This window comes from Neisseria gonorrhoeae, from assembly GCF_013030075.1.
Lineage (GTDB): Bacteria > Pseudomonadota > Gammaproteobacteria > Burkholderiales > Neisseriaceae > Neisseria > Neisseria gonorrhoeae.
Genome location: NZ_AP023069.1, coordinates 365,689 through 391,972 on the forward strand (window position 1 = coordinate 365,689; position 26,284 = coordinate 391,972).

Sequence of the window (26,284 nt, forward strand, 5' to 3'; positions counted from 1 at the left end):
GAATCAGTCCACGCCGCGCGCGCGGTTTTCGTGGAATTGCGCCTGCCAGTCGGCAAATTTGCCTTGTTCGACGGCATCGCGCATTTCCGCCATAATGACTTGGTAGAAATGCAGGTTGTGGATGGTGTTCAATTGCGCGCCCAAGATTTCGCCGGCGCGGTGCAGATGGTGCAGGTAGGCGCGGCTGAAGTTTTGGCAGGCGTAGCAGGTGCAGCTTTCGTCTATCGGACGCTTGTCGGGCTTGTGTTTGGCGTTTTTGATTTTCAAATCGCCGAAACGGGTAAACAGCCAGCCGTTGCGCGCATTGCGGGTGGGCATCACGCAGTCGAACATATCGATGCCGTGCGCCACGCCGTACACGAGGTCTTCCGGCGTGCCTACGCCCATCAGGTAATGCGGTTTGTGTTCGGGCAGCATCGGGCCGACGGCGTGCAGCATACGGTACATTTCGGGCTTGGGTTCGCCGACGGACAAACCGCCGACGGCAAGGCCGGGAAAATCAAATTCCTCCAAACCGCGCAAAGATTCTTCGCGCAAATCCTCATACATCGCGCCTTGCACGATGCCGAACAGCGCGTTCGGGTTTTTCAAATCTTCAAAGGCTTTTTTGCTCCGTTCCGCCCAGCGCAAGCTCATTTGCAGGGATTTTCGCGCCTGTTCGCGCGTTGTTTCGCCCGGCGTGCATTCGTCCAACTGCATCGCGATATCCGAGTTCAAAACCGTTTGGATTTTCATGGAAATTTCAGGTGATAAAAACAGCTTGTCGCCGTTAATCGGGCTTTTAAACGTACAGCCTTCTTCGGTCAGCTTGCGCATATCCGACAAAGAAAAAACCTGAAAACCGCCCGAGTCGGTCAGAATCGGTTTGTCCCAGCCGATAAAACCGTGAAGCCCTCCAAACTGTTCGACGACCTCCAAACCCGGACGCAGCCACAAATGATAAGTGTTGCCCAAAATAATTTGCGCCTTGATGTCGTGCAGGTTTTGCGGGTTCATCGCTTTGACCGAACCGTAAGTACCGACCGGCATGAAAACCGGCGTTTCGATTTTTCCGTGGTTCAACTCCAGCGTGCCGCGTCGGGCGAGACCGTCTTTTTTGTGTAAAGTAAATTTAAGCATAAGATTGAATGTAAGTTGGGCGACAGGGGTCGAAATATATTTTAAAAGACGGCATTATAAATGAATTCCCACGGTTTTTCAGACGGTATCCCCAAATCTTGCCACAATGTTGCATAAAGAAATGCACATCTCTCTTGCAAAAATTAAAACGACCCGATAAAATACAAAAATTCTTTGAAGGCACGTGGCTCAGTTGGTTAGAGCACCACCTTGACATGGTGGGGGTCGTTGGTTCGAATCCAATCGTGCCTACCAAATTCCCATAACGGCATTTATGCCGTTATTTTTTAATCTTTCGGAGCGTTTGATGTTGAATATTACCTTGCCGGACTGTTCAGTCCGCCAATACGAATCCCCCGTTACCGTGGCTCAAATTGCTGCGTCTATCGGTGCCGGTTTGGCGAAGGCGGCGGTGGCAGGCAAGGTAAACGGCAAATTGGTCGATGCGTGCGACCCGATTGTTGAGGATTCTGCTGTTCAAATCATTACTCCGAAAGATCAGGAAGGCATCGAAATCATCCGCCATTCCTGCGCACATCTTGTCGGGCATGCCGTCAAGCAACTCTATCCTAATGCAAAAATGGTTATCGGCCCCGTCATTGAAGAGGGCTTTTATTACGACATCGCCACGGAAAAACCGTTTACACCGGAAGATGTTGCCGCCATTGAAGCGCGTATGAAAGAATTGATTGCCCAAGATTATGATGTGGTCAAAATCATGACTCCGCGTGCGGAGGCGATTAAAATTTTTCAAGAGCGCGGCGAAGAATACAAACTGCGCCTGATTGAAGATATGCCCGAAGTTGAAGCAATGGGTATGTATCATCATCAGGAATATGTCGATATGTGCCGCGGTCCGCACGTTCCGAACACCCGCTTCCTGAAAAACTTCAAGCTGACCAAGCTGGCAGGCGCATATTGGCGCGGCGACAGCAATAATGAAATGCTGCAACGTATTTATGGCACTGCTTGGGCGACGAAAGACGAATTAAAAGACTATATCCAACGCATTGAAGAAGCAGAAAAACGTGACCACCGCAAATTGGGCAAGCAACTGGATTTGTTCCACTTGCAGGACGAAGCGCCGGGTATGGTGTTTTGGCATCCCAAAGGTTGGGCTTTGTGGCGGACTATCGAGCAGCATATGCGTAAAGAGCTGAACGCCGCCGGTTATAAAGAGGTCAAAACGCCTCAAATTATGGATAAAACCTTTTGGGAAAAATCCGGCCACTGGGACAACTACAAAGACAATATGTTCGTAACCAGTTCGGAAAAACGCGAATATGCGGTTAAACCGATGAACTGTCCGGGTCATGTTCAAATTTTCAACAACGGTTTGCGTTCATATCGAGATTTGCCGATGCGTTTGGCGGAATTCGGTTCTTGCCACCGCAACGAGCCGAGCGGCGCACTGCACGGTCTGATGAGGGTTCGCGGTTTTGTGCAGGATGATGCGCATATTTTTTGTACCGAAGATCAAATCGTCAGCGAGGCTCGTGCGTTCAATGAATTGTTGGTTCGCATCTACAAACAGTTCGGTTTCCATGATGTATCCGTCAGGCTTTCCCTTCGCCCTGAAAAACGCGCAGGTTCAGACGACGTGTGGGATAAGGCAGAGCAGGGTTTGCGCGAGGCATTGACTGCCTGCGGCGTGGAATGGGGCGAATTGCCGGGCGAGGGTGCGTTTTACGGGCCTAAAATCGAATATCACGTCAAAGATGCCTTGGGTCGTTCTTGGCAATGCGGTACATTACAACTGGATTTCGTCTTGCCGGAACGCTTGGATGCAGAATATGTAACAGAAAACAACGACCGAGCGCGGCCTGTTATGTTGCATCGCGCCATTTTAGGTTCTTTGGAGCGGTTTGTCGGCATTCTGATTGAGAACCATGCAGGCTCTTTCCCGTTATGGCTTGCACCGGTTCAAATGGTGATTATGAACATCACCGAAAATCAGGCAGATTATTGTCGGGAAGTTGCTGCCAAATTGCAGGCGGCAGGCTTCCGCGCCGAGTTGGATTTGCGTAATGAAAAAATCGGTTACAAAATCCGCGACAACAGCCAATACCGTTTCCCTTATCAAATCGTTATCGGCGATAAAGAGAAACAAGAAAACAAAGTTGCGGTACGCCGCAAAGCGGAAGACTTGGGTTCTTTGGATTTGGATGATTTCATTGCGCAATTGCAGCAAGAAATCACTGATGCCCTCGTCAATCATTAATTTTTATAGGAGTATTCATCATCGCTCAAGAACGCGAAGCACGAATCAACGGTGAAATTACCGCCAAAGAAGTGCGTTTAATCAGTGAGTCAGGCGAACAGCTTGGTGTCGTTTCAGTTCGTGAAGCTTTGGCTATGGCCGAAGGGCAGGATGTCGATTTGGTAGAGATTTCCCCAACTGCTAAACCTCCTGTGTGCAAACTGATGGATTACGGTAAATACAAATACCAACAAGCCAAGAAGCGCGACGAAGCCAAGAAAAACCAAAAGCAGGTGCAAATCAAGGAAATCAAATTCCGTCCGGGTACAGATGAGGGCGATTATCAAATCAAGATGCGCAACATCAACCGCTTCCTTGCCGACGGCGATAAAGTCAAAGTGACATTGCGTTTCCGCGGCCGTGAAATGGCTCACCAGCAACTCGGCGCGCAACTTTTGGAACGTGTAAAAGAAGATTTGGCTGAAGTGGCGCAAATCGAGTCCTTTCCCAAAATGGAAGGCCGTCAAATGGTGATGATGATTGCGCCGAAGAAAAAATAAAGCTATAATTTTCCGCTTACTCCGATTGCCGCTTCGGAGTAAGTTTTCAATTGCGGCAAAAAACCGTGGCATTGTGGGTTCAAGTGTTTGAAACCGATGTTTTAAAACCCCCTAATGCCTTATCCGATAACGAATGGAGTTTTCCCATGCCTAAAATGAAAACCAAGTCTAGCGCGAAAAAACGCTTTAAAGTACTGGGTAACGGCGGTGTGAAACGCGCTCATGCGTTCAAACGCCACATCTTGACTAAAAAGACCACCAAAAACAAACGCCAACTGCGCGGTACCTCTATGGTAAATGATCGCGATTTGGCTTCTGTTGCTAAAATGTTACCCTACGCTTAAGGAGTTTAGAATATGCCACGCGTAAAACGCGGTGTTACCGCCCGTGCCCGTCACCAAAAAATCTTCGCGTTAGCCAAAGGCTATCGTGGTCGTCGTAAAAACGTTTACCGCGTTGCCAAGCAGGCGGTAATGAAAGCTGGTCAATACGCATACCGTGACCGCCGCCAACGCAAACGCCAATTCCGTCAATTGTGGATTGTTCGTATCAATGCAGGTGCGCGTGAAAACGGGTTGTCTTACAGCAAATTTATGAACGGTCTGAAACGCGCCTCTATCGAAATCGACCGCAAAGTATTGGCTGATTTGGCCGTGTTCGATAAAGCCGCTTTTGCACAATTGGTTGAAAAAGCCAAAGCTGCTTTGGCTGCTTAATCCAAAAAATTGAAAAGGAAGCTGCGGCTTCCTTTTTTCTTTGTTTGCGGAAATTCTATGTGATTGATTTTCTTTCTTTAAAGTCTATTTTTTTAAATAAATTTGCGTTAAAATACAGAAAATTTATCCAATGGATTGGCCGTGAAGAAAATAAGGTCGTCTGAAGAGTCTGATATGTCAGGCTATACAGGCGGCCTCGTTGTTTCAGGTGGCATATCATTAATTGACAGGCTTGATATTATGGAAAATGTAAACCGTATCGTTGCAGAAGGCATTGCCGCAGTAGAAGCTGCGCAAGACTTCAACGCTCTAGAACAAATCAAAGCCCGTTATCTTGGCAAAACCGGCGAGTTGACCGGACTTCTGAAAACTTTGGGGCAAATGTCGCCTGAAGAGCGCAAAACCATAGGTGCGCATATCAATGAATGCAAAAACCGGTTTCAGACGGCTTTTAATGCCAAACGCGATGCCCTCAACGAAGCCAAGCTGCAAGCCCGACTTGCCGCCGAAGCCCTCGACATTACCCTGCCCGGACGCGCTCAGGAAGGCGGCAGCCTGCATCCCGTAACCCTGACCTTGCAACGTGTGGTCGAACTCTTTCACGGAATGGGTTTCGAAGTGGCGGACGGGCCTGAAATCGAAGACGATTTTCACAATTTCCAAGCCCTGAACATCCCTGCAAACCATCCTGCCCGTGCGATGCAGGATACGTTTTACGTTGAAAACGGCGATGTTTTGCGTACGCACACTTCCCCGATTCAAATCCGCTATATGCTCGATAAAAAAGAGCCGCCCATCCGCATTATCGCCCCCGGCCGCGTTTACCGTGTGGACAGCGATGCCACGCACTCGCCTATGTTCCATCAGGCCGAGGGTTTGTGGGTAGAAGAGGGCGTAACTTTTGCCGACTTAAAAGCAGTGTTCACTGACTTTATCCGTCGCTTCTTTGAACGCGATGACCTACAAGTGCGTTTCCGTCCGTCTTTCTTCCCGTTTACCGAGCCTTCTGCCGAAATCGACATCATGGGAGAAAACGGCAAATGGTTGGAAGTAGGCGGTTGCGGTATGGTACATCCTAATGTGTTGAAAAATGTCAATATCGACCCTGAAAAATATACCGGTTTCGCTTTCGGTATTGGTCTCGACCGCTTTGCCATGTTGCGCTACAACGTCAATGACCTGCGCTTGTTCTTCGATAACGATTTGAACTTCTTGAAGCAGTTTGAATAAATCTCAAATAAACCCAATGGATAAATTAACCCCGGAGCAGCGCAAAAAATGTATGCAGTCCAACAAAAGTACAGGGACGAAACCCGAGCTTGTGTTGGCGAAGGCAATGTGGGCTTTGGGGCTCAGGTATCGGAAAAATAGCGGAAGCATTTTTGGAAAACCTGATTTTTCATTTAAAAAATATAAAGTTGCCGTATTTGTCGATGGGGAATTCTGGCACGGTAAGGATTGGGAACAGAAAAAAGCGGTAATAAAGGGAAATCGTGAGTTTTGGATTGCCAAAATTGAGCGCAATATCCAAAGGGATATAGAAGTAACAGGCCGTCTGAAAGCCGAGGGCTGGACGGTTTTACGTTTTTGGAGTAACGATGTCGTCAAAAATACAACCTGCTGTGCCGAAAAAGTCAAAGAAATCATCCAAACAAGATGAATTGATTTACAAAAACAAGATTAAGGAAGATGGGCAGGATGAACGGTTAAAAGAAAAAGCAGCACAATACCGCCTTTTTGAAAACAACGATACTTTTCAGACGGCCTTGAAACCCAAATTTACCTTTATCGACTTGTTCGCAGGTATCGGGGGCTTCCGCATCGCGATGCAGAACTTGGGCGGGGAATACGTGTTTTCGAGCGAGTGGGACGAAAAAGCCAAACTGACGTACGAAGCCAATTTCGGAGAAGTGCCGTTTGGCGATATTACTTTGGAAGAAATCAAACAATACATTCCGAAGCAATTTGATGTGCTGTGTGGGTTTACCTTATCAAAATAAAGATTTTAGAAATATGAGGCTTTCTGATTATATTTTGAATAATAAAATAAATATAAATAATTTATCTGATAAACAGGTACAAGAAATTATTGACTATTTTTCTTCAGAAATAGACGACTGGTTATTGGCAAGCGAGAAGGAGTTAAAAGATTATGATGTATACCTATACAAATTAGTACTAGATGGACAGCAATATGTTCAGGGAATAAGAAAATCTGTATTGTACGATTTCCTTATGGAAAATCAGAAAGATAGCTGATAAAAATGAAAAAATGGACTAGAGATGAAACCCTGGTTGCCCTTTATCTTTATTACATCATTCCTTTTCAAAAGGTTAGTAAGGACAATCCTGTTATTCAAGAATATGCTGAAATACTGGGCAGGACACCGTCCGCACTCGGTATGAAGATAGGAAATTTGGGTCGTTTAGATCCTACGCTGAAAGTCAAAAATATTTCGGGATTAAGTAATGGCAGTAAAATGGATGTTGTCGTATGGAATGAGTTTTCAGGAGATTGGGAGCAACTTAATAAAGAATTTGAGGGAGTCATTTCCCAATACCAATCAAATGATGAGAATAGTAATATTGAAATAGAATCACCTGAGATTCCAAAGGGAAGGGAAAGGTTTGCAAGAATATCAGTACGCGTCAATCAGGGCTTTTTCCGTTCCAGTGTTTTGGCAGCATACAATAATCAATGTTGTATTACTGGATTAAAACAACCTGAATTGTTAGTTGCTAGTCATATCAAACCCTGGGGGGAAGATAAGGATAACCGTTTAAACCCAAGGAATGGGCTATGTTTGAATGCGTTACATGACAAAGCTTTTGATAGGGGGTTGTTAGGAATAGATGAAAATTTCAAAATTATATTTTCTCCACTACTGGCAAAAACAGAAGGATTTGATGATTTATTTAAACCATATGAAAATCGGATGATAAGACTGCCTGAAAGACTAAACCCAAGTCTGGAATTTTTAAAATTTCACAGAGAAAATATTTTTCAGAGTTGAGTAAATATCAACATTAACCAGAATTCTAAAACAGACTGTCTGAACGAAAATTGATAAAACAAAAGTTAATTAATTGATTGAGAACATAACATGCAATTCTCCTACTCATGGCTGAAAACCCAAGCCAATCCTGATCTTTCTGCCGATAAACTGGAACATCTTTTGACCATGGCCGGTTTGGAAGTGGAAGAAATCGATACTGCCGCCCCTGCTTTCAGTGGCGTGGTTGTTGCCGAAGTAAAATCTGTTGAAAAACATCCTGATGCAGACCGTTTGAACGTTACTCAAGTTGATGCCGGTACGGGCGAGTTGGTTCAGATTGTTTGTGGTGCGCCGAATGTCAAGCCGGGCATTAAAGTGCCGTGTTCGTTGCCGGTTGCCGTTTTGCCGGGCAATTTTAAAATTAAGCCGACTAAAATGCGCGGCGTACCATCAAACGGTATGCTGTGTTCGACCAATGAACTGGGTTTGCCTGATGATGGTGTAGACGGCCTGCACATTCTGCCTGAAGATGCGCCTGTCGGTACCAACATCCGCGAATACTTGGATTTGGACGATATGCTGTTTACGTTGAAAATTACGCCTAACCGCGCTGATTGCTTGAGTGTTAAGGGCATTGCGCGTGAGGTTTCTGCGTTGACTCAATGTGCGTTTACGCCTGTTGAAATTCAGACGGCCCCTATCGGCAGTGAGAAAAAACAGGCTGTCCGTATTGATGCACCGGCTGACTGCGGCCGTTTTATCAGCCGCGTTATTGAAAATGTCAACGCGAAAGCGGCTACTCCTGATTGGATGAAACAACGTTTGGAACGCAGCGGTATCCGCAGCATTTCCGCATTGGTGGACATTGGCAACTATGTGATGCTGGAAATCGGTCAGCCTATGCATGTTTTCGATGCTGATAAGCTGTCGGGCAGTTTGATTGTCCGCCGTGCTCAAAATGGCGAGACTTTGGCGTGTCTGAATGAGAAGACGGTTACTTTGGCTGACAATACACTGGTGGTCGCTGATGAAAAAGGTGCGTTGAGCTTGGCCGGCTTGATGGGTGGCGCGGCGAGCGCGGTTTCAGACGGCACGCAAAATATCGTGCTGGAAGCGGCTTGGTTTGAGCCCGAAATCATCGTCGGCAAATCGCGCCAATACGGTTTCGGTTCGGATTCGTCGTTCCGCTTCGAGCGCGGCGTGGATTACCGTTTGCAGGCGGATGCCATTGAACGCGCCACCGAATTGGTTTTGCAGATTTGCGGCGGTGCGGCAGGCGAGATGGTGGAAGCACAAGGTAAATTGCCCGAAGCCAAGCAGGTCGGATTGCGTTTGGGTCGTCTGAAAACCGTGTTGGGCGTGGACATTCCTGCCGAACAGGTGGAAACCATTTTGCAACACTTGGGTCTGCAGCCTGAGAAAACGGCGGAAGGCTTCCGCATTACCGCGCCGAGCTTCCGTTTCGACATCGAAATTGAGGCTGATTTGATTGAAGAAATCGGACGCGTTTACGGCTATGAAAACATCCCCGACGATTACACGTCAGGCCGTCTGAAAATGTCGGAACTGCCCGAAACACGCCGTCCGCGTTTTGCCGTTTACAACGAAATGGCGGCGCGCGGCTACCGCGAAGTGATCAGCTATGCCTTCGTTGACGAGCAGTGGGAACTCGATTTTGCCGCCAACGCCGCCCCCATCCGCCTGCAAAACCCGCTGGCGGCGCAATATGCCGTGATGCGTTCTACGTTGATTGGCGGCTTAGTGGAAATTTTGCAAAACAACCTGAACCGCAAGCAAAACCGCGTGCGCGTGTTTGAAATCGCCTGCGTGTTCGGCAAAGGTTCAGACGGCCGGTTTGTCCAAAACGAACGCATCGGCGGTCTGTGGTACGGCGCGGCGATGCCCGAACAATGGGGTGAGAAAACGCGCAATGCGGATTTTTACGACATCAAGGCGGACGTGGAAAATCTGTTGAAAAACAAAGCGGTCGAGTTCGTTAAAACCGGACATCCCGCCCTGCATCCCGGACGTGCCGCCAATATCGTTTCAGACGGCAAAGTCATCGGCTTTGTCGGCGAACTGCATCCGAAATGGCTGCAAAAATACGACCTGCCGCAAGCGCCGCTGGTATTTGAAATCGATATGGCGGCTGTGTTGGAATGCGGGAAAACGCGCTATCGGGCCGTATCGAAATTCCAGCCGGTGCGCCGCGATTTGGCGTTTGTGATGCCGGAAGTTATGAATCATGATGATTTACTGCTTGTCTTGAAAGGCGCAGCAAACAAGTTGGTACAGGAAATCAGCGTGTTTGACGTGTATCGCGGCACGGGTCTGCCCGAAGGGATGAAGAGCGTGGCGGTTAAAGTGATTTTGCAGGATATGGAAAACACGCTGACGGATGAGGCGGTCGAGCCGCTTATTGGAAAACTGATTGGCGTGGCAACGGAGGCAGGGGCGCGGCTTCGCAGTTAAAAAATAAATATTCGCTTGAATTTTAAATAAAAATTGGTAATAATCCACAACTGTTACAACAGAAGGTAATCATATGACACTAACTAAAGCAGAACTGGCCGATATTTTGGTGGATAAAGTCAGCAACGTCACCAAAAACGATGCCAAAGAAATTGTCGAACTCTTTTTTGAAGAAATCCGCAGCACTTTGGCAAGCGGCGAAGAAATCAAAATTTCCGGTTTCGGAAATTTCCAGTTGCGCGACAAGCCGCAACGCCCGGGCCGTAATCCGAAAACCGGCGAGGAAGTGCCGATTACCGCCCGCCGCGTGGTAACTTTCCATGCCAGCCAGAAACTCAAAGGCATGGTGGAACACTACTATGACAAACAACGTTGATTTGACGATTCCTGCAAAACGCTATTTCACGCTGGACGAGTTGTGCGGACTGTTGCAAATCAGCCCCTATGGTTTTGCGCAATGGCAACATGATCACGGTGTGGTTGTCGGTTACGGCGGAGAACGCTACACCCGTTTGGATGTGGTGAAACTGTTGAAACTGAAGAGCACGTTTGCACCGTATGCAGAAGGTGCGGAATCGGGTTCGGACGGCAACCGTCCGGTTACGCTTCAGGAAATCGGAGACGGTCTGAAAGACCTGTTGGAGGATTTGGATAAGGAGTTGTGCTGATTTGAGACCGGTTGCAGGTATGCAGCCGGTTTTGTTTTACACGCTAAAAATAATTATTGCGTGATTTCACATTGTTTCGGCTTGAAGCACATGGTTTTGTAATCATTTACAGGCAGCTCGCTTGGAATCCTGTTCGGGCGGTTTGCTGTTTACTTAAATATAAGGATGACGGTCAATGAGATTTTTCGGTATCGGTTTTTTGGTGCTGCTGTTTTTGGAAATTATGTCGATTGTGTGGGTTGCCGATTGGCTGGGCGGCGGTTGGACGCTGTTTCTAATGGCGGCAACCTTTGCCGCCGGTGTGCTGATGCTCAGGCATACGGGGCTGTCCGGTCTTTTATTGGCTGGCGCGGCGGTAAAAAGTAGTGGGAAGGTATCTGTTTATCAGATGTTGTGGCCTATCCGTTATACGGTGGCGGCGGTGTGTCTGATGAGTCCGGGATTCGTATCCTCGGTGTTGGCGGTATTGCTGCTGCTGCCGTTTAAGGGAGGGGCAGTGTTGCAGGCAGGAGGTGCGGAAAATTTTTTCAACATGAACCAATCGGGCAGAAAAGAGGGATTTTTCCACGATGACGATATTATCGAGGGAGAATATACGGTTGAAGAGCCTTACGGCGGCAATCGTTCCCGAAACGCCATCGAACACAAAAAAGACGAATAAATATGAATGGAATGCCGTCTGAAGGTTCAGACGGCATTTTTCCGGTTTGAAAATATAGTGGATTAACAAAAACCAGTACGGCAAGGCGAGGCAACGCCGTACTGGTTTTTGTTAATCCACTATAAATTTAATCCACTATAAAATAGGGCTGTAACCTTCAATCGGAATTTGTTGCCTGCGGGATATACGGTATGAGTGTTTGGGATATATGGGACAGGATGGTGGAAATCTATCATAAGTATAAGAAGCCGTGCCTGGTTTTAGCAGTGGATTTTGTGATGGGTATGGTATTCATAGAGCCGAATGAGGAGCCGTGCATCGGCAGATGCTATGCGCCTATGCCGGAGTCCCCTGATTTTGCCAACGCTGTTGCGATGGCTGTTGCTATGATCTGTATCGTATTTATCTATGATTGATTGAAGCGTTGGGCGGAGGCTGTGTGAAACGGTATTGGGCGTTGGGTCGTCTGATTCCAATCAGGCTTGAGGAATGCGAAACGGTGTGCGCTTATGTTGCGGACGATTTGTTTCGCGGTTTTTCGCCCGAAACGGATGGAAAGGTGTGGGAAGCGGTCTGTCGGAGTAGAATACGCTTTTTGCGTTTGAATGCAGTAATAAGAAAAGAGAGAAACTTATGCCGTCTGAACATCAACACACATCATCATTACTTAATTTCGACCGTACCCATCTGCTCCATCCCTATACTTCCATGACCGATCCGCTTCCCGTTTATCCTGTCAAACGTGCAGAAGGGGTGTTTATCGAATTGGCGGACGGCACGCGGCTGATTGACGGGATGTCGTCTTGGTGGTGTGCGATACACGGTTACAATCATCCCGTTTTGAATCAGGCGGTTGAGAATCAGATGAAACAAATGGCGCACGTGATGTTCGGCGGCCTGACGCACGAGCCGGCGGTGGAGCTGGGCAAGTTGTTGGTCGGGATTTTGCCGCAGGGGCTGGACCGTATTTTTTATGCGGATTCGGGTTCGGTTTCGGTAGAAGTCGCGTTGAAAATGGCGGTGCAATACCAGCAGGCGCGGGGTCTGACGGCGAAGCAGAATATTGCGACGGTACGGCGCGGGTATCACGGCGATACTTGGAACGCGATGTCCGTTTGTGATCCGGAAACGGGGATGCACCATATTTTCGGCAGCGCGTTGCCGCAGCGTTATTTTGTCGATAATCCGAAAAACCGTTTCGACGATGAATGGGACGGGGCGGATTTGCAGCCTGTCCGCGCCTTGTTTGAAGCGCATCATGTGGATATTGCCGCCTTTATTTTAGAACCGGTCGTGCAAGGCGCGGGCGGCATGTATTTTTATCATCCGCAGTATCTTCGCGGCTTGCGCGATTTGTGCGACGAATTTGATATCGTGTTGATTTTTGACGAAATCGCCACCGGATTCGGGCGCACGGGCAAGATGTTTGCCTGCGAACACGCGGAGGTCGTGCCGGATATTATGTGTATCGGCAAGGGTTTGAGCGGCGGCTATATGACGCTGGCGGCGGCAATCACTTCGCAAAAAGTTACCGAAACGATTTCACGCGGCGAAGCGGGCGTGTTTATGCACGGCCCGACATTTATGGCGAACCCGCTGGCGTGTGCCGTTGCCTGTGCTTCGGTCAAGCTGCTTTTATCCCAAGACTGGCAGGCAAATATCCGCCGTATCGAAAGCATCTTAAAAGGCCGTCTGAAAGCCGCGTGGGACATTCGCGGCGTGAAAGACGTGCGCGTTTTGGGTGCTATCGGCGTGATAGAGTTGGAAAAAGGCGTGGATATGGCGCGTTTTCAAGCGGATTGTGTGGCGCAGGGCATTTGGGTACGCCCGTTCGGCAGGCTGGTGTATCTGATGCCGCCCTATATCATTTCAGACGGCATTTTGACCAAACTTGCCGATAAAACCGTGCAAATCTTGAAGGAACACAGCAAATGAAAGGCGTTTACTTCGTCAGCGGTATAGACACGGACATCGGCAAAACCGTCGCCACCGGTATGTTGGCAAAACAATTGTTGCAGCAGGGCAAAAGCGTGATTACGCAAAAGCCCGTGCAAACCGGTTGCCAAGACATCGCCGAAGACATCGCCGTCCACCGTAAAATCATGGGCATACCCATGCAGGAAGCTGATGAACAGCGTCTGACTATGCCTGAAATCTTCAGCCATCCCGCCTCGCCCCACCTTGCCGCCCGACTGGACGGCAGGGGTTTGGACTTGGACAAAATCCGCACCGCCACACAAGAATTGGCGGCGCAGTACGAAGTCGTTTTGGTCGAAGGCGCGGGCGGGTTGATGGTACCACTGACGGAAAAGCTGTTAACCATTGATCATATTCAGCAACAGGCTTATCCCGTCATCCTTGTTACCAGCGGACGGCTGGGAAGCATTAATCACACCCTGCTCAGTTTCGTCGTGCTCAAACAATACGGCATTCGCCTGCACAGCCTCGTGTTTAACCACATCCACGACAGCCGCGACGCACACGTCGCCCAAGACAGCCTGAACTATCTGCAATGCCGTCTGAAAGCCGATTTTCCCGAAGCGGAATGGATGGAGTTGGCAAAAACAGGCGCGGTATAAAGATTGGGAAAGATATGGAACACCTATTTGGGAAATGGCTGCCCGACTTGCCCGCCCCCGTTTCAGACGGCATCGACCTGCCGATGAGCCGGTTATTGAAAGCCCGGTCGCTGACCGCCGCATTGTGCGCCTTGCCGCATACATTTTCGGTGGAACTGCTGAAACTGGGCGAAGCGGAAACGGAATACGGACGGCGGAGGGTGCGCGATGTGCTTCTGAAACTGGACGGCACTGCTGTTGTGCAGGCACGAAGCGCGTGCAGCGTCGGTTCGGCGTTTTGGCAAAACATTTTGGACTGCGGCACACGCCCTTTGGGCGAGCGTCTGTTTCAAGCCGATTTGGAAGGGGCGCGTTCGGCGTTTGAGTTTGCCGTTTCCAGTGAAGGATGCGGACGGTACTTTGCCGCGCGGCGTTCTCGGTTTTCCCATCAAGGCGAGGAAATGCTGCTGACCGAGTATTTTCTGCCCGAACTGAAACGCTTTATCGGATAAAATACCGTTTTTTCAAGCTGTGCGGCAACCTGCATCTAAACCACATTTTAATATAAGAGACTCCAATTTAGATACAGGACATGTCGATGGTACTCACGGACACTATAATTTTTAGTAAGAAATATGAATATAATAGAAATAATAAGTAGGAATCGTTTTCTAAAACAAATATATCCTAGTGGCATAATGGATATTTCACTAGTCTCTTTTTCAACTGACTTGTCTAATTGTATTTTAACTATCCGAACAAGTACAAAGCCTTCTGTAGAAATCGAAAAATGGGGGCTGTGGCTAAAAGATTATGATACAGTTGAAATTGAATTAAGAAATAGCTTTATTAAAGGAATGAAATGTCAAAATTGGTCGCATAACAATAGAAATATATGCCAAGTAGAAATAAAGAACCAAGAAGATGGTCTAAAAATAATAAGATTTTACGACAATAATTCAAATTGGTTATTGGAACTAGAAGTTTATGGATTAGTTTTCCAAGGGTGTAAGACTTATATGAAAGAGGGTTATGAATCTTAAATCCCCTTTATTTTTACGACTGTCCGATCGTTTGGACGTTTATATCAGACTGATGAGGGCGGACAAGCCCATTGGGACGCTGCTTTTACTGTGGCCGACCTACTGGGCATTGTGGCTGGCTTCAGACGGCATTCCCGATTTGGCGGTATTGGCGGCGTTTACAATCGGCACGTTTTTAATGCGCAGTGCCGGCTGCGTCATCAACGACTTTGCCGACCGCGATTTTGACGGTGCTGTCGAGCGCACCAAAAACCGTCCGTTCGCACAGGGCAGGGTCAAGAAAAAAGAAGCCCTGCTGCTGACGGCATTTTTGTGTCTGCTTGCCGCATTGTGCCTGATTCCGCTGAATCATCTGACATGGCTGATGAGCCTGCCCGCGCTGTTCCTTGCGCTGACTTACCCGTTTACCAAACGCTTTTTTCCGATTCCCCAATTTTATCTGGGACTTGCCTTTTCCTTCGGCATCCCGATGGCGTTTGCCGCAGTGGGCAACAGCGTTCCCGTTGAAGCGTGGATACTCTTTGCCGCCAATGTTTTATGGACACTGGCTTACGATACCGTCTATGCAATGGCGGACAAAGAGGACGATTTGAAAATCGGCATCAAAACCTCCGCCGTCACGTTCGGGCGTTACGACATCGCCGCCGTTATGCTGTGTCATGGCGGCTTTACCCTGCTGATGGCAGTATTGGGTGCGGTTATCGGTGCGGCATGGGCATATTGGACGGCAATCCCCATCGTCCTGCTGCTGCAATACCGCCAATATGCCGCCATCAAAAGCCGCGTCCGGCAAATCTGTTTTGAAACGTTTTTGGCAAACAACAGAATCGGTTGGGTGTGGTTTGCCGCTATTTTTGCCCATACGTTTTTCGCGAAATAAGGCAGGGCAATGCCGTCTGAAGAACCGTAAACTGCTTTGGACGGCATTTCTATCTGTGCCGAAAAGCGTTAAAATATGTTTTTGAAACGCTGTGTTATGTCAGCCCGTACCGTATGCGGGATTGAGGTTTGCCCCGGCAGTCGGTACAATCCTTCTGTTTTGCGATGTCTGAAAAGAGAAGCTTATGAGCCTTATCGGCGAAATTTTGCCTTTGTCCCATATTGTTTTGGATATGGAGGTGGGCAGTAAAAAAAGGCTGTTTGAGGAAGCGGGCCTGCTTTTGGAACGCGAATCCTCATTGTCCCATGCTGATGTTTTCGAATGTCTTTTTGCCCGTGAAAAACTCGGTTCGACCGGTTTGGGGCAGGGTGTCGCCATCCCCCACGGCCGCCACGCGAGCGTGAAGCAGGCGACGGGCGCGTTCATCCGTACGCGCGAACCCGTCGGATTCGACGCGCCTGACGGCAAACCGGTTTCACTGGTTTTTATCTTGCTGGTGCCGGAAAACGCAACGGGCGAGCATTTGGAAGTCTTATCCAAACTGGCCGGCAAGTTTTCCCAAAAAAGCATCAGAGAATCGCTGATGACGGTTGCTTCTGCGGAAGAAGCCCGCGCCATCCTGACCGAAGAATAAAATATGCCCAGTATCTCCGTCCGCCGCCTGTTTGACGACAACCAATACAAGTTGCAACTTGCCTGGGCCGCCGGCAATTCGGGTGCGGACAACCGTATCGGCGTAGAGGCGGACAAGCCCGTCCTCGCCCTGGTCGGACACCTGAATTTCATCCATCCCAACCAAATCCAAGTGGTCGGTTTGGCGGAGTCGGAATATCTGAACCGCCTCGAATCGGGGGAGACGGGTTATCAGTTCGGAGACCTGTTCGATATTTCCATGTCTTTGGTCATTGTGGCAAACGATTTGCCGGTTTCCCCGGGGCTGCGCGACTACTGCCACAAAAACGACATCCCCCTGTTGACTTCCAAACTCGAAAGCCCTTATCTGATGGATGTGTTGCGGATTTACCTGCAACGCACCTTGGCAGCATCGTCCGTCAAACACGGCGTATTTCTCGATGTGTTTGAAATCGGCGTGCTGATTACCGGACATTCTGGTTTGGGTAAGAGCGAATTGGCATTGGAACTGATTTCGCGCGGCCATAGCCTGATTGCCGACGATGCGGTCGAGCTGTTCCGCATCGGTCCGGAAACATTGGAAGGGCGTTGTTCGCCTATGCTGCGCGATTTTTTGGAAGTGCGCGGCTTGGGGATACTCAATATCCGCCATATTTTCGGCGAAACTTCCATCCGCCCCAAAAAAATCCTGCAACTCATTATCAATTTGGTCGAGGCGGACGACGAGTATATGAAGCAGCTCGACCGGTTGAGCATCCGCACCGAAACCGAATCCATCCTCAACGTCAACGTCCGTTCGGTTACGCTGCCCGTCGCCGTCGGACGCAACCTTGCCGTTTTGGTTGAGGCGGCGGTACGCAATTACATTTTGCAGTTGCGCGGCAAAGACAGTACGCGCGAATTTTTGGAACGCCATCAGACGCAACTTAAAGAAAACGAACAGAATCATGAAAATCGTCCTGATTAGCGGGCTTTCCGGCTCGGGCAAATCCGTTGCACTGCGCCAAATGGAAGATTTGGGCTATTTTTGCGTGGACAACCTGCCCTTGGAAATGCTGCCGTCGCTGGTGTCGTACCATATCGAACGTGCGGACGAAACCGAATTGGCGGTCAGCGTCGATGTGCGTTCCGGCATAGACATTGCCCAAGCGCGCGAGCAGATTGCCTATCTGCGCGGACTCGGACACAGGGTGGAAGTTTTGTTTGTCGAGGCGGAAGAGGCCGTGCTGGTCCGCCGCTTTTCCGAAACCCGGCGCGGACATCCTTTGAGCAATCAGGATATGACGCTGTTGGAAAGCCTGAAAAAAGAGCGCGAATGGCTGTTCCCGCTTAAGGAAATCGCCTACTGTATCGACACTTCCAAGATGAATGCCCAACAGCTCCGCCATGCAGTCCGGCAGTGGCTGAAGGTTGAGCGTACCGGACTGCTGGTGGTTTTGGAGTCCTTCGGGTTCAAATACGGTGTGCCGAACAACGCCGATTTTATGTTCGATATGCGCAGTCTGCCCAACCCGTATTACGATCCCGAGTTGAGGCCTTACACCGGTATGGACAAGCCCGTTTGGGATTATTTGGACGGACAGCCGTTGGCGCAGGAAATGGTTGACGGCATCGAAAGGTTTGTTACGCGTTGGTTGCCGCGTTTGGAGGATGAAAGCAGGAGCTACGTTACCGTCGCCATCGGCTGTACCGGCGGGCAGCATCGTTCGGTCTATATTGTCGAAAAACTCGCCCGAAGGTTGAAAGGGCGTTATGAATTGCTGATACGGCACAGGCAGGCGCAAAACCTGTCGGGCCGCTAATCCCGTCAAACCATTATGCCGTCTGAAACCCCGTCCGCCGTTTCAGACGGCATTTCAAATATTGAGAAGAAAGAACAGACATGGCAATCCAATGGTTTCCCGGCCATATGAACAAGGCAAGAAAAGCCATCGCCGAGCGTGCCAAAAGCGTTGATATGGTGATTGAAATGCTGGACGCGCGTATGCCCGCCTCCAGCGAAAATCCACTGTTGGCGCAGCTTTCCAAAGGTAAGCCCAAACTCAAAATTTTAAACAAGCAAGACCTTGCCGACCCTGAACGCACAAAGGTCTGGCTTGACCACTACAACAGCCGCCCCGACACCCGGGCCATCGCCCTCGATTCCTCCGAAACCGGCGCACACGGCAAAATCACCCAAGCCTGCCGCGCGATGATTCCCCACCGGCAAGGCATAGACAAACCCCTGCGCGTTTTGATTTGCGGCATTCCCAACGTCGGCAAATCCACCCTCATCAATGGAATGATAGGCAAAAAATCCGCCAAAACCGGCAACGAACCCGGCATTACCAAAGCCGAACAACGCCTTTTCCTTGCCGACGACTTCTGGCTGTACGACACCCCGGGAATGCTGTGGCCGAAAATCATCGTCGAAGAAAGCGGCTACAACCTCGCCGCCGGCGGCGCAGTCGGACGCAACGCATTGGACGAAGAAGAAGTCGCCCTCGAACTTTTAGACTACCTCCGCCGCCACTACCTCCCTATGCTGCAAGAACGCTACCAAGCCGACAAAGACCCCAGCAGCCACTGGGACGACAACTCGTGGCTCGAATGGATAGCCAAAAAACGCGGCGCAGTCCTCAGCGGCGGACGGGTCAACTACCAAAAAGCCGCCGAAAACATCCTCACGGACTTCCGCGAAGGCAAAATCGGCAGAATCACCCTTGAAACACCGAACCAATGGGAAACTTGGCTTAAAAAAGCACGTCAGAAAGAAGCCGAACTCAAAGCCATTCGCGAAGCCAGAAAAGCAGAGCGCAAAGGGCAGAAGCCTTCGGAAGCATAAAGAATGCCGTCTGAAAAATATTTTTCAGGCAGCTTCTCTCTACTCCAACCGATTTCAGACGGCATATCCAAACCCATGCCGTTTCAGCACGGATACCCGTATGACCGACAAAATTTCTCCCGACGCGCTGATTGAAGCCGCACTGCTGACCCAAACCGAACCGCTGACCGAAAAATCTATGCGCGAACTGTGTGTGCCGCCGTTGTCGCAAGACAAACTGATTGATGTGTTGGCGCAGTTGAAAACGCGTTGGCAGGATAGGGCGTTGCAACTGGTGCATACGCAGGAGGGCTGGCGTTTTCAGATTGTTCAGACGGCATTCGAGCGGCTGGGCAGCCTGCAAGAACAGCGTGCGCCGCGCTACTCCCGCGCCGTGATGGAAACACTGGCGATTATCGCCTACCAGCAGCCCGTAACGCGCGGCGACATCGAAGGTATACGCGGCGTGGCGGTGTCGCAGAACGTGATGCAGACCTTGCAGGATCGGGGGTGGATTGAAGTCATCGGACATCGGGACACATTGGGAAAACCCGCATTGTGGGCAACAACGGCAACTTTTCTCAGCGATTTGCGCTTGGACGGTTTGGAAGAACTGCCGCCGCTGACCGAACTGGGCGAACTGGTTTTGCCCGATTTGATAGAAATGCCGCCTACGGATGAAGAAGAGCCGGAAACCGTACCGTCCGATACCCTGCCCAACTGAAATTCCAAATGCCGTCTGAAACGCACATTGCTTCAGACGGCATTGCAACAAATAAGCAGATAAAAACAAACACTAAGCAAAATTAAGGAAAAACTTATTTTTAATTTAAAAAATCTTAGATATAATTCGTATATCTAAAGTTGATATTGCTTTTGTCGGTAGAATTGCTAAGGAATCCTCACAATGCTTCTAACACTTTCTTTGCGTGATTTTGTCATTGTCGAAAATCTGAATCTGGATTTTCAAAGCGGTTTTACCGTTTTGACCGGCGAGACCGGCGCGGGCAAGTCCATTACTTTGGATGCGATTGGTCTGCTGTTGGGCGATAAGGCCGATTACAGCCAAGTCCGCAGCGGCGCAAAAGAAGCGCAGTTGTCGGCATTGTTCGATATTTCCCATTTGCCTGCTTTAAAAGCAGAATTGCGTGAACAAGGGCTGTTGGATGAGGGCGGGGAAGAACTCAGTATCCGCCGCATTATCGATGCCAAAGGCAAAAGCCGCAGTTTTATCAACAATCAGGCGGCTACCTTGGCGCAACTCAAAGCCGTCGGCGGGCAGCTTATCGACATCCACGGGCAAAACGACCATCATTCGCTTAATCAGGAAGCTGCCCAGCGCGAATTGTTGGACGCATTTGTGGGCGGCAGGGTGCAGGCGGAAACCGTCAGGCAGCTTTATCAAAACTGGGCCAATGCGAAAAAAGCCCTCCAAGAGGCGCAGGAACACGCCGATGCCGTCATTATCGAGCGGGAGCGTCTGGAATGGCAGTTTAACGAACTGAATCAGTTGGACATTAAACAAGGCGAATGGGAAGCTCTCAGCCAAAGCCACGACAGCCTTGCCCATTCTGCCGAATTGTTGCAGGCCGCCGAAGAAGTCGGAAGCAAGATTGACGGCGACAACGGCATCCAACGCCATATCTATCAATGTCAAAAACTATTGGCCAATCTGCAAAACATCGAGCCGCGCTTTGCCGAGAGCCTGAATATGTTGGCAAGCATCGAGGCCGAATTGGGCGAAATCAGTGCCAATATGCGCGATGTGGCAGGACACAGTGACATCAACCCCAATGAATTGGCGGCACAGGAACAGCGTATGGGTGAACTGATGGGGATGGCGCGGAAATACCGGATTGAACCCGAAGAGTTGCCTGCCAAGTTGGCAGAAATCGAAGAACGCCTGCAAAGTCTTCAAGCTGCCGCTGATTTGGACGCGCTCGAGCATAATGTTGCCCACAATTTTGCCGAATATCAGGAAGCTGCCCACATCCTTTCTGCCATGCGCCATCAGGCGGCAGGGCGTTTGAGTAGCGAAACGACCGAGCATATGCAACACCTTGCCATGAAAGGCGCGCGTTTCGACATCGTCCTGTTGCCTTCGTCGCCGACGGCACACGGTTTGGAGCAGGTTCAATTTCAAGTTGCCGCTAACAAAGGCAATCCGCCCCGCCCGCTGAACAAAGTCGCCTCCGGCGGCGAATTGGCGCGTATCAGCCTTGCCTTACAGGTTGTTGCCAGCCAATATACCCAAGTTCCCACCCTGATTTTTGATGAGGTCGATACCGGTATTGGAGGGGGAGTGGCTGAAATGGTCGGCAAGGCATTACGTGCGTTGGGCAGAAAACATCAGGTGCTTGCCGTTACCCATCTTCCGCAAGTCGCATCCTGCGGAGAAAACCACTGGCGGGTGCGCAAGCACAGCGAGGGAGAGCAAACCGTCAGCGAAATCAGTATATTGGATGAAATACAACGGATCGAAGAGGTTGCCCGTATGTTGGGCGGAGAAGTTATTACCGATACGACGCGGCAACATGCGGCAGAATTGCTGCAACTTGCGTCGAAAAATAGTTTATTTTAAAATCAATCAGTTACAAAAATAACTGAAAATAGAAGTCTAAAATAATAGACAGGACTCAGATAAATCCGTATTATCACGCTTTCTTAATCACTTGAACAAGTGATTGTGTCGCACCCGTAGCTCAGTTGGATAGAGTATCTGGCTACGAACCAGAGGGTCGGGCGTTCGAATCGCTCCGGGTGCGCCAGTAAGAAAATACAATATGCGCCCATCGTCTAGCGGTTAGGACATCGCCCTTTCACGGCGGTAACCGGGGTTCGATTCCCCGTGGGCGTGCCAATTCAAAATGCCTCCGATTATATCGGAGGCATTTCTCATTTCTCATTTCTCATTTCTCATTTCTCATTTCTCATTTCTCATTTCTCATTTCTCATTTCTCATTTCTCATTTCTCATTTCTCATTTCTCATTTCTCATTTCTCATTTCTCATTTCTCATTTCTCATTTCTCATACTATTGAGTCCTCGAGAAGGGAAATAAAAATTAACATCCTTATATATTGAGTTCCTGAGAAGGGAAGATTAACAAAAATTAACGCCCTTTGCTTCATACAAGTAACAGGGCTTTTTCATCCCTTCCTTATCTAACAGGGGGTACAGAAACCGAAGCGGCTGGCAGGGTTAAGGAAGTCTTCGAATGTTACGGAAAATTCATCTTGGACAGCAAAGGCAATTTGTTAGGCATTCCTTACTCCTTATTTTGGGAAGAAAACGTTATGGGTGTTTTCGATATTTTACCGTGAGGATTGGTATGTTTATTTGAATATGATTTTTTGTGGTCGGGACGGCATGCGGCAAAGGCTTAAGGAATCAGGTTCTGCCTTCTGACGATGGCGCGGATGACGGTGCGGTTGGGGTGTAGGGCGTGGCGCAGGCGTTGTGAAAAGAGATGGGGCAAGCCTAGGATTTCGGCGGCAACGGCGGCGGCGCAGATGGGGGCGGTGGCAAGCCCGCGTGTGCCGTGGGCGGTATTGGTGTAGGCATTGGGCAGATATGGGCATGTGGTGTCGATGCGGTAGTTTTTGTCCAGTGCAAGTTTGGCGTAAGTCTGCCGCATGGCGGCAATGTCGCCGAGTGCGCCGACGACGGGGAGGTGGTCGGGGCTGTCGCAGCGTATGGCGGCGTGCCCTTGGTGTTTTTGGGGGTTTGGGTTGGCGGCAAACAATGATTCGGCAAGGGCGGGGTTAAGGTGTGCCAATGCTTGGCGGTTTGAGGCTTCTTCGGCTTCGTTCCATCCGGTATTGCTGCTGTTGGGAATAAAACTCGCGCCGTAGCAGTGCAGTCCGTGCCACGACGGGCTGATGTAGCTTTCGCCTGAAACGGCGCAACGCAGTTGTTCGGAAAACGGGGTGGACGGTGTGAGTCCGGTTTGTCCGCGTATTTGCCTGAGGGGTAGGGCGGCGAGGTTGGTTTCGGGCAGGCAGGGGCTGTGCGCGCCGGTGCAGTAGATGATGTGTGTGGCGGTAAATGTGCCGTTTGGCGTGCTTGCAATCCACTTTTCTCCGTCGTGGGAAATGCCGGTTAACGTTGTGTTTTCATATAGTTCGATCAGCGGATGGCTGAGGAGGGTGCGGACGAATGCGGGCGGATTGAGCCATACGCCGTGTTGCCAGTAGAGTCCGCATAATGGTTCGGCGTAGGGCGTGTTCAGCGGGATGCCGGCGATTTTTTCGGCTTCTGCAGACGTGATGCTGCGGTAGAGGTGGTTATGGTGTTTTTGCAAACCCAATTCGTGATTGCGTTGTTGTTCGGTGCGGCTGTAATTGAGGTGGATGATGCCGTTGCCGCCCCAAGTGTCGGAGTCGGGCAGGATGTGTCCGAGCAGGCGTTTGGTGTAGCCGTAGCCGGCAAGCAGCAGTTCGGTCTGTCCGGTGTCGTGCGGCGAGATTTTGGCGTAAAGCAGCCCTTGCCGGTTGCCGCTGGCGGCTTGAGCGGCTTTTCGGGCTTCCAATACGGTAACGGAAATGCCGTGTGATGCTAAGGCGTGGGCGGTCGATGCGCCGGCAATGCCTGCACCGATGACGAGGACGTGTTCCGGTTTTTTCCGTTCGGATGTTTGTGGAAGTGCAAACCAGGGTTTGTCGGACTTGCTTTCGGTTTGCGGGATGGCTTCGGTCTGCCAGGAAATGTGGTGGAAGTGTTCGTGCAGGCGGCGGGTGCGTGAAGGGGGAACCAGCCAGAAGCGGACATCGGGCAGGATGTGTTCGATGAGGTTGATGCTGTCGAACTGGAGGCACTGGGTTGCCTGATCCAAACGGTGCTTCAGACGGCATTCCGAGTCCGAAGCATCTTGTGCGGTTTGAAAATCGGGAATCTGATTATCGGGGAGGCAGACAATCAGGTTGAGCGGGTGTGCGTGTTTGCGGATGGTTTGGTCGAGTGTGCGGATGTCGGGAATGCCGTCCCATACGAGATTGTCCATATCAATGCCGTCTGAAGTGTGGGTTTGAATATCGGTATCGGGATAAAGCTGTTAAAATACGCGCCGTTTAAAGGCACGCGTACGCCTGCCGGATATTGTATGCCGAACCGAGGTGTTTTTTGAATAATATTCCTGTTGAAATCCGTTTGTTGAAAAACCGTGCCGTGTTGGTTTTGACTTATGGGGACGAACCTAAAAATCTGCCTGCCGAATTTTTACGCGTCTATTCGCCGAGTGCGGAAGTGCGCGGACACGGCGTGGGACAGGATGTTTTGCAGACCGGTAAGGCGGATGTGCAGATTACGGATTTGCAGCCTGTCGGACAGTATGCGCTGAAAATCAGTTTTTCGGACGGGCACGACAGCGGTCTTTACGATTGGGCGTATCTGCACAGACTGGCATACGGATACGATGCGATGTGGCAGGAATATTTGGACAAATTGGCGGCGGCGGGCGCGTCGCGTTTTGAAAAGCAATCAGATTGTTAAGTTTGGGATGCCGTAGGGCGGTATCAGGGAGGTGGTTAGAATATGGGCGGACAAAAAACGCATTTCGGGTTCAGCACGGTCAACGAAGATGAGAAAGCCGGAAAAGTGGCGGAAGTGTTTCACTCCGTCGCCAAAAACTACGACATTATGAATGATGTGATGTCGGCAGGGCTGCACCGCGTATGGAAGCATTTTACCATCCATACGGCGCACCTGAAAAAAGGCGATAAAGTGTTGGACATTGCGGGCGGTACGGGCGATTTGTCGCGCGGTTGGGCGAAACGGGTCGGCAAGGAAGGCGAGGTTTGGCTGACCGATATTAATTCTTCTATGCTGACCGTCGGGCGCGACCGTCTGTTGAACGAAGGCATGATTTTACCCGTGTCGCTTGCCGATGCGGAAAAACTGCCTTTCCCCGACAATTATTTCAACTTGGTCTCCGTGGCGTTCGGCTTGCGGAACATGACGTATAAAGATGCCGCGCTTAAGGAAATGTACCGTGTTTTGAAACCGGGCGGTACGTTGCTGGTGTTGGAGTTTTCCAAAATCTACAAGCCGCTCGAAGGCGCATACGATTTTTATTCTTTCAAGCTGTTGCCGGTAATGGGCAGGCTGATTGCCAAAGATGCGGACAGCTACCAGTATCTCGCCGAATCCATCCGTATGCACCCCGATCAGGAAACTTTGAAACAGATGATGCTGGATGCAGGCTTCGACAGCGTGGATTATCACAATATGAGTGCGGGCATCGTCGCGCTGCATAAGGGCGTGAAATTTTAAACGGACTGCCTGTGAAGCCAATGCCGTCTGAACACGTTTCAGACGGCATTTTTGTATTTTTTGAGACAAAGGTTTTAAATCTTAAAAATTAATTCATATATTTATCAATAATTTATAAACTTTTTAAAAAATAGGAACAATTATCATTTGTAAAATTGGGAGATGTCTGTATAATGCAGTCAATCCAGTAAACAACGCAGCAGACGAAAGGAGGGAAAAATGCCGGAAAGTATTTTCAAACAGATTTCCTCCGATATTTTGAGGCTGCACCGTGATTCTGTTTATTCGTTGCTTGCCACTTCCGGCTGCAACTGTCAGGTGCATGAAGCGGCATATGTCAATATTGACGGCAAATATTATATTGCGCTTTCGTGCGAACCCGAGGTGGGGGAAGTTGAAACAGGTATTTTGTTGATTGAAGATGAAAGCCGCAACCTTCGTTTGAGCTGGGTCGGTAGTGCGAGGGAGCTCGACCGCAAGGATAATGCCTACAAACGCGCCCTGTCCGCGTTGTCCAGAAAGCTGGGGCGGTGTAAGGACAAGCTGCATACGGCGGTTCAGCCGTTTTTGTTGGAGCTGGTGCCGGAGAAAGGCAGATTTTCTGTCGGTGATGAAGAAGTTTGGATTTCTCGAAACGATTTAGTGAGGGCCTTATATCCTGTCGGGTACAGTATGCGGCAGGCAGTGTTGCAGATTTAAAGTTTTG

The 26,284-nt window shown here is 49.8% G+C and carries 30 protein-coding genes, 3 tRNA genes and 1 pseudogene; 32 read left to right on the forward strand and 2 right to left on the reverse strand.

Annotation, left to right across the window (positions count from 1 at the left end; genetic code table 11):
- Positions 1-3 precede the first annotated feature (3 nt).
- Complete coding sequence (gene tgt, locus HT085_RS01870) at positions 4-1,119, reverse strand: tRNA guanosine(34) transglycosylase Tgt (protein ID WP_003690771.1); 1,116 nt, start codon at positions 1,117-1,119, stop codon at positions 4-6.
- Positions 1,120-1,297: 178 nt separating this feature from the next.
- Here tgt and HT085_RS01875 point away from each other — a divergent pair.
- From HT085_RS01875 to HT085_RS02010, 29 genes and pseudogenes are all read left to right on the forward strand, one after another.
- Positions 1,298-1,374 (forward strand) — tRNA-Val (locus tag HT085_RS01875).
- A 52-nt stretch (positions 1,375-1,426) separates the two neighbouring features.
- On the forward strand, positions 1,427-3,340 hold the full coding sequence (thrS, locus tag HT085_RS01880) for a threonine--tRNA ligase (protein ID WP_003700993.1): 1,914 nt from the start codon (positions 1,427-1,429) through the stop codon (positions 3,338-3,340).
- 17 nt (positions 3,341-3,357) lie between these two features.
- A complete protein-coding gene (gene infC, locus HT085_RS01885; RefSeq protein WP_010951024.1) occupies positions 3,358-3,879 on the forward strand; it encodes a translation initiation factor IF-3 in 522 nt (173 codons plus the stop codon).
- A 146-nt stretch (positions 3,880-4,025) separates the two neighbouring features.
- Positions 4,026-4,223, forward strand: a complete 198-nt coding sequence (gene rpmI / locus HT085_RS01890; protein WP_002232040.1) for a 50S ribosomal protein L35 — start codon at positions 4,026-4,028, stop codon at positions 4,221-4,223.
- Positions 4,224-4,235: 12 nt separating this feature from the next.
- The gene (gene rplT / locus HT085_RS01895; RefSeq protein ID WP_002214103.1) at positions 4,236-4,595 is read left to right on the forward strand and encodes a 50S ribosomal protein L20; all 360 of its coding nucleotides are present in this window, start codon (positions 4,236-4,238) and stop codon (positions 4,593-4,595) included.
- Positions 4,596-4,835: 240 nt separating this feature from the next.
- Entirely contained in the window at positions 4,836-5,825 is a 990-nt protein-coding gene (pheS, locus tag HT085_RS01900) for a phenylalanine--tRNA ligase subunit alpha (protein WP_010951025.1), read from the forward strand.
- Positions 5,826-5,841: 16 nt separating this feature from the next.
- Positions 5,842-6,255, forward strand: coding sequence for a very short patch repair endonuclease (locus HT085_RS01905; RefSeq protein WP_003690774.1), 414 nt, complete (start codon positions 5,842-5,844; stop codon positions 6,253-6,255).
- 106 nt (positions 6,256-6,361) lie between these two features.
- Positions 6,362-6,571, forward strand: a pseudogene (locus HT085_RS11655) (DNA cytosine methyltransferase); the annotation flags it as partial.
- Complete coding sequence (locus HT085_RS01915) at positions 6,564-6,854, forward strand: hypothetical protein (protein WP_003704415.1); 291 nt, start codon at positions 6,564-6,566, stop codon at positions 6,852-6,854. The pseudogene HT085_RS11655 and the gene HT085_RS01915, both read left to right, overlap by 8 nt.
- Positions 6,855-6,859: 5 nt before the next feature.
- Positions 6,860-7,609, forward strand: coding sequence for an HNH endonuclease (locus HT085_RS01920; RefSeq protein WP_003706646.1), 750 nt, complete (start codon positions 6,860-6,862; stop codon positions 7,607-7,609).
- 90 nt (positions 7,610-7,699) lie between these two features.
- On the forward strand, positions 7,700-10,063 hold the full coding sequence (gene pheT, locus HT085_RS01925) for a phenylalanine--tRNA ligase subunit beta (RefSeq protein ID WP_003687684.1): 2,364 nt from the start codon (positions 7,700-7,702) through the stop codon (positions 10,061-10,063).
- A gap of 73 nt (positions 10,064-10,136) precedes the next feature.
- Positions 10,137-10,439 (forward strand): integration host factor subunit alpha, encoded by a 303-nt coding sequence (locus tag HT085_RS01930; RefSeq protein WP_003687686.1) that lies wholly within the window; start codon positions 10,137-10,139, stop codon positions 10,437-10,439.
- A complete protein-coding gene (locus HT085_RS01935) occupies positions 10,423-10,731 on the forward strand; it encodes a hypothetical protein (RefSeq protein WP_003690777.1) in 309 nt (102 codons plus the stop codon). Before HT085_RS01930 ends, HT085_RS01935 begins: the two co-directional genes overlap by 17 nt.
- 175 nt (positions 10,732-10,906) lie before the next feature.
- Positions 10,907-11,392 (forward strand): FxsA family protein, encoded by a 486-nt coding sequence (locus tag HT085_RS01940; protein WP_003687689.1) that lies wholly within the window; start codon positions 10,907-10,909, stop codon positions 11,390-11,392.
- A 191-nt stretch (positions 11,393-11,583) separates the two neighbouring features.
- A complete protein-coding gene (locus HT085_RS11660) occupies positions 11,584-11,808 on the forward strand; it encodes a hypothetical protein (protein WP_003687691.1) in 225 nt (74 codons plus the stop codon).
- A gap of 217 nt (positions 11,809-12,025) precedes the next feature.
- Positions 12,026-13,327 carry an adenosylmethionine--8-amino-7-oxononanoate transaminase gene (bioA, locus tag HT085_RS01945; protein ID WP_003687694.1) on the forward strand — a complete coding sequence of 434 codons (1,302 nt, stop codon included), beginning with the start codon at positions 12,026-12,028 and terminating at the stop codon, positions 13,325-13,327.
- Complete coding sequence (gene bioD / locus HT085_RS01950; RefSeq protein ID WP_003690778.1) at positions 13,324-13,971, forward strand: dethiobiotin synthase; 648 nt, start codon at positions 13,324-13,326, stop codon at positions 13,969-13,971. Before bioA ends, bioD begins: the two co-directional genes overlap by 4 nt.
- Positions 13,972-13,985: 14 nt before the next feature.
- On the forward strand, positions 13,986-14,462 hold the full coding sequence (locus tag HT085_RS01955; RefSeq protein ID WP_010357240.1) for a chorismate--pyruvate lyase family protein: 477 nt from the start codon (positions 13,986-13,988) through the stop codon (positions 14,460-14,462).
- A 19-nt stretch (positions 14,463-14,481) separates the two neighbouring features.
- Positions 14,482-14,577 carry an HNH/endonuclease VII fold putative polymorphic toxin gene (locus HT085_RS12240; protein WP_157147422.1) on the forward strand — a complete coding sequence of 32 codons (96 nt, stop codon included), beginning with the start codon at positions 14,482-14,484 and terminating at the stop codon, positions 14,575-14,577.
- An 8-nt stretch (positions 14,578-14,585) separates the two neighbouring features.
- A complete protein-coding gene (locus HT085_RS01965; RefSeq protein ID WP_003687699.1) occupies positions 14,586-14,993 on the forward strand; it encodes a hypothetical protein in 408 nt (135 codons plus the stop codon).
- Complete coding sequence (gene ubiA / locus HT085_RS01970; RefSeq protein WP_003687700.1) at positions 14,983-15,873, forward strand: 4-hydroxybenzoate octaprenyltransferase; 891 nt, start codon at positions 14,983-14,985, stop codon at positions 15,871-15,873. Before HT085_RS01965 ends, ubiA begins: the two co-directional genes overlap by 11 nt.
- 184 nt (positions 15,874-16,057) lie before the next feature.
- Positions 16,058-16,507: a PTS IIA-like nitrogen regulatory protein PtsN gene (gene ptsN / locus HT085_RS01975; protein ID WP_003687701.1), complete on the forward strand. Its 450-nt coding sequence runs from the start codon at positions 16,058-16,060 to the stop codon at positions 16,505-16,507.
- A gap of 3 nt (positions 16,508-16,510) precedes the next feature.
- Entirely contained in the window at positions 16,511-17,473 is a 963-nt protein-coding gene (gene hprK / locus HT085_RS01980; RefSeq protein ID WP_003687702.1) for an HPr(Ser) kinase/phosphatase, read from the forward strand.
- Positions 17,454-18,308, forward strand: a complete 855-nt coding sequence (gene rapZ / locus HT085_RS01985) for an RNase adapter RapZ (RefSeq protein WP_003687703.1) — start codon at positions 17,454-17,456, stop codon at positions 18,306-18,308. The genes hprK and rapZ overlap by 20 nt, the downstream gene beginning before the upstream one ends.
- A gap of 80 nt (positions 18,309-18,388) precedes the next feature.
- Entirely contained in the window at positions 18,389-19,330 is a 942-nt protein-coding gene (gene ylqF, locus HT085_RS01990) for a ribosome biogenesis GTPase YlqF (protein WP_003687704.1), read from the forward strand.
- A gap of 100 nt (positions 19,331-19,430) precedes the next feature.
- Positions 19,431-20,033 (forward strand): SMC-Scp complex subunit ScpB, encoded by a 603-nt coding sequence (scpB, locus tag HT085_RS01995; RefSeq protein WP_002235622.1) that lies wholly within the window; start codon positions 19,431-19,433, stop codon positions 20,031-20,033.
- Between the two features lie 183 nt (positions 20,034-20,216).
- The gene (recN, locus tag HT085_RS02000; RefSeq protein WP_003687706.1) at positions 20,217-21,890 is read left to right on the forward strand and encodes a DNA repair protein RecN; all 1,674 of its coding nucleotides are present in this window, start codon (positions 20,217-20,219) and stop codon (positions 21,888-21,890) included.
- 110 nt (positions 21,891-22,000) lie between these two features.
- A tRNA-Arg gene (locus tag HT085_RS02005) sits at positions 22,001-22,077 on the forward strand.
- 17 nt (positions 22,078-22,094) lie between these two features.
- A tRNA-Glu gene (locus HT085_RS02010) sits at positions 22,095-22,169 on the forward strand.
- 521 nt (positions 22,170-22,690) lie between these two features.
- On the opposite strand, the gene mnmC1 is transcribed toward HT085_RS02010, so the two are convergent.
- Positions 22,691-24,310 carry an FAD-dependent 5-carboxymethylaminomethyl-2-thiouridine(34) oxidoreductase MnmC1 gene (gene mnmC1, locus HT085_RS02015; protein WP_003687708.1) on the reverse strand — a complete coding sequence of 540 codons (1,620 nt, stop codon included), beginning with the start codon at positions 24,308-24,310 and terminating at the stop codon, positions 22,691-22,693.
- Between the two features lie 119 nt (positions 24,311-24,429).
- Here mnmC1 and HT085_RS02020 point away from each other — a divergent pair, with 119 nt between their 5' ends.
- From HT085_RS02020 to HT085_RS02030, 3 genes are all read left to right on the forward strand, one after another.
- Positions 24,430-24,798, forward strand: coding sequence for a gamma-butyrobetaine hydroxylase family protein (locus HT085_RS02020; protein WP_003687709.1), 369 nt, complete (start codon positions 24,430-24,432; stop codon positions 24,796-24,798).
- A 42-nt stretch (positions 24,799-24,840) separates the two neighbouring features.
- Positions 24,841-25,578, forward strand: a complete 738-nt coding sequence (gene ubiE / locus HT085_RS02025) for a bifunctional demethylmenaquinone methyltransferase/2-methoxy-6-polyprenyl-1,4-benzoquinol methylase UbiE (protein ID WP_003687710.1) — start codon at positions 24,841-24,843, stop codon at positions 25,576-25,578.
- A 219-nt stretch (positions 25,579-25,797) separates the two neighbouring features.
- Positions 25,798-26,277, forward strand: coding sequence for an NGO0322 family iron-responsive protein (locus tag HT085_RS02030; RefSeq protein WP_003687711.1), 480 nt, complete (start codon positions 25,798-25,800; stop codon positions 26,275-26,277).
- Positions 26,278-26,284 lie beyond the last annotated feature (7 nt).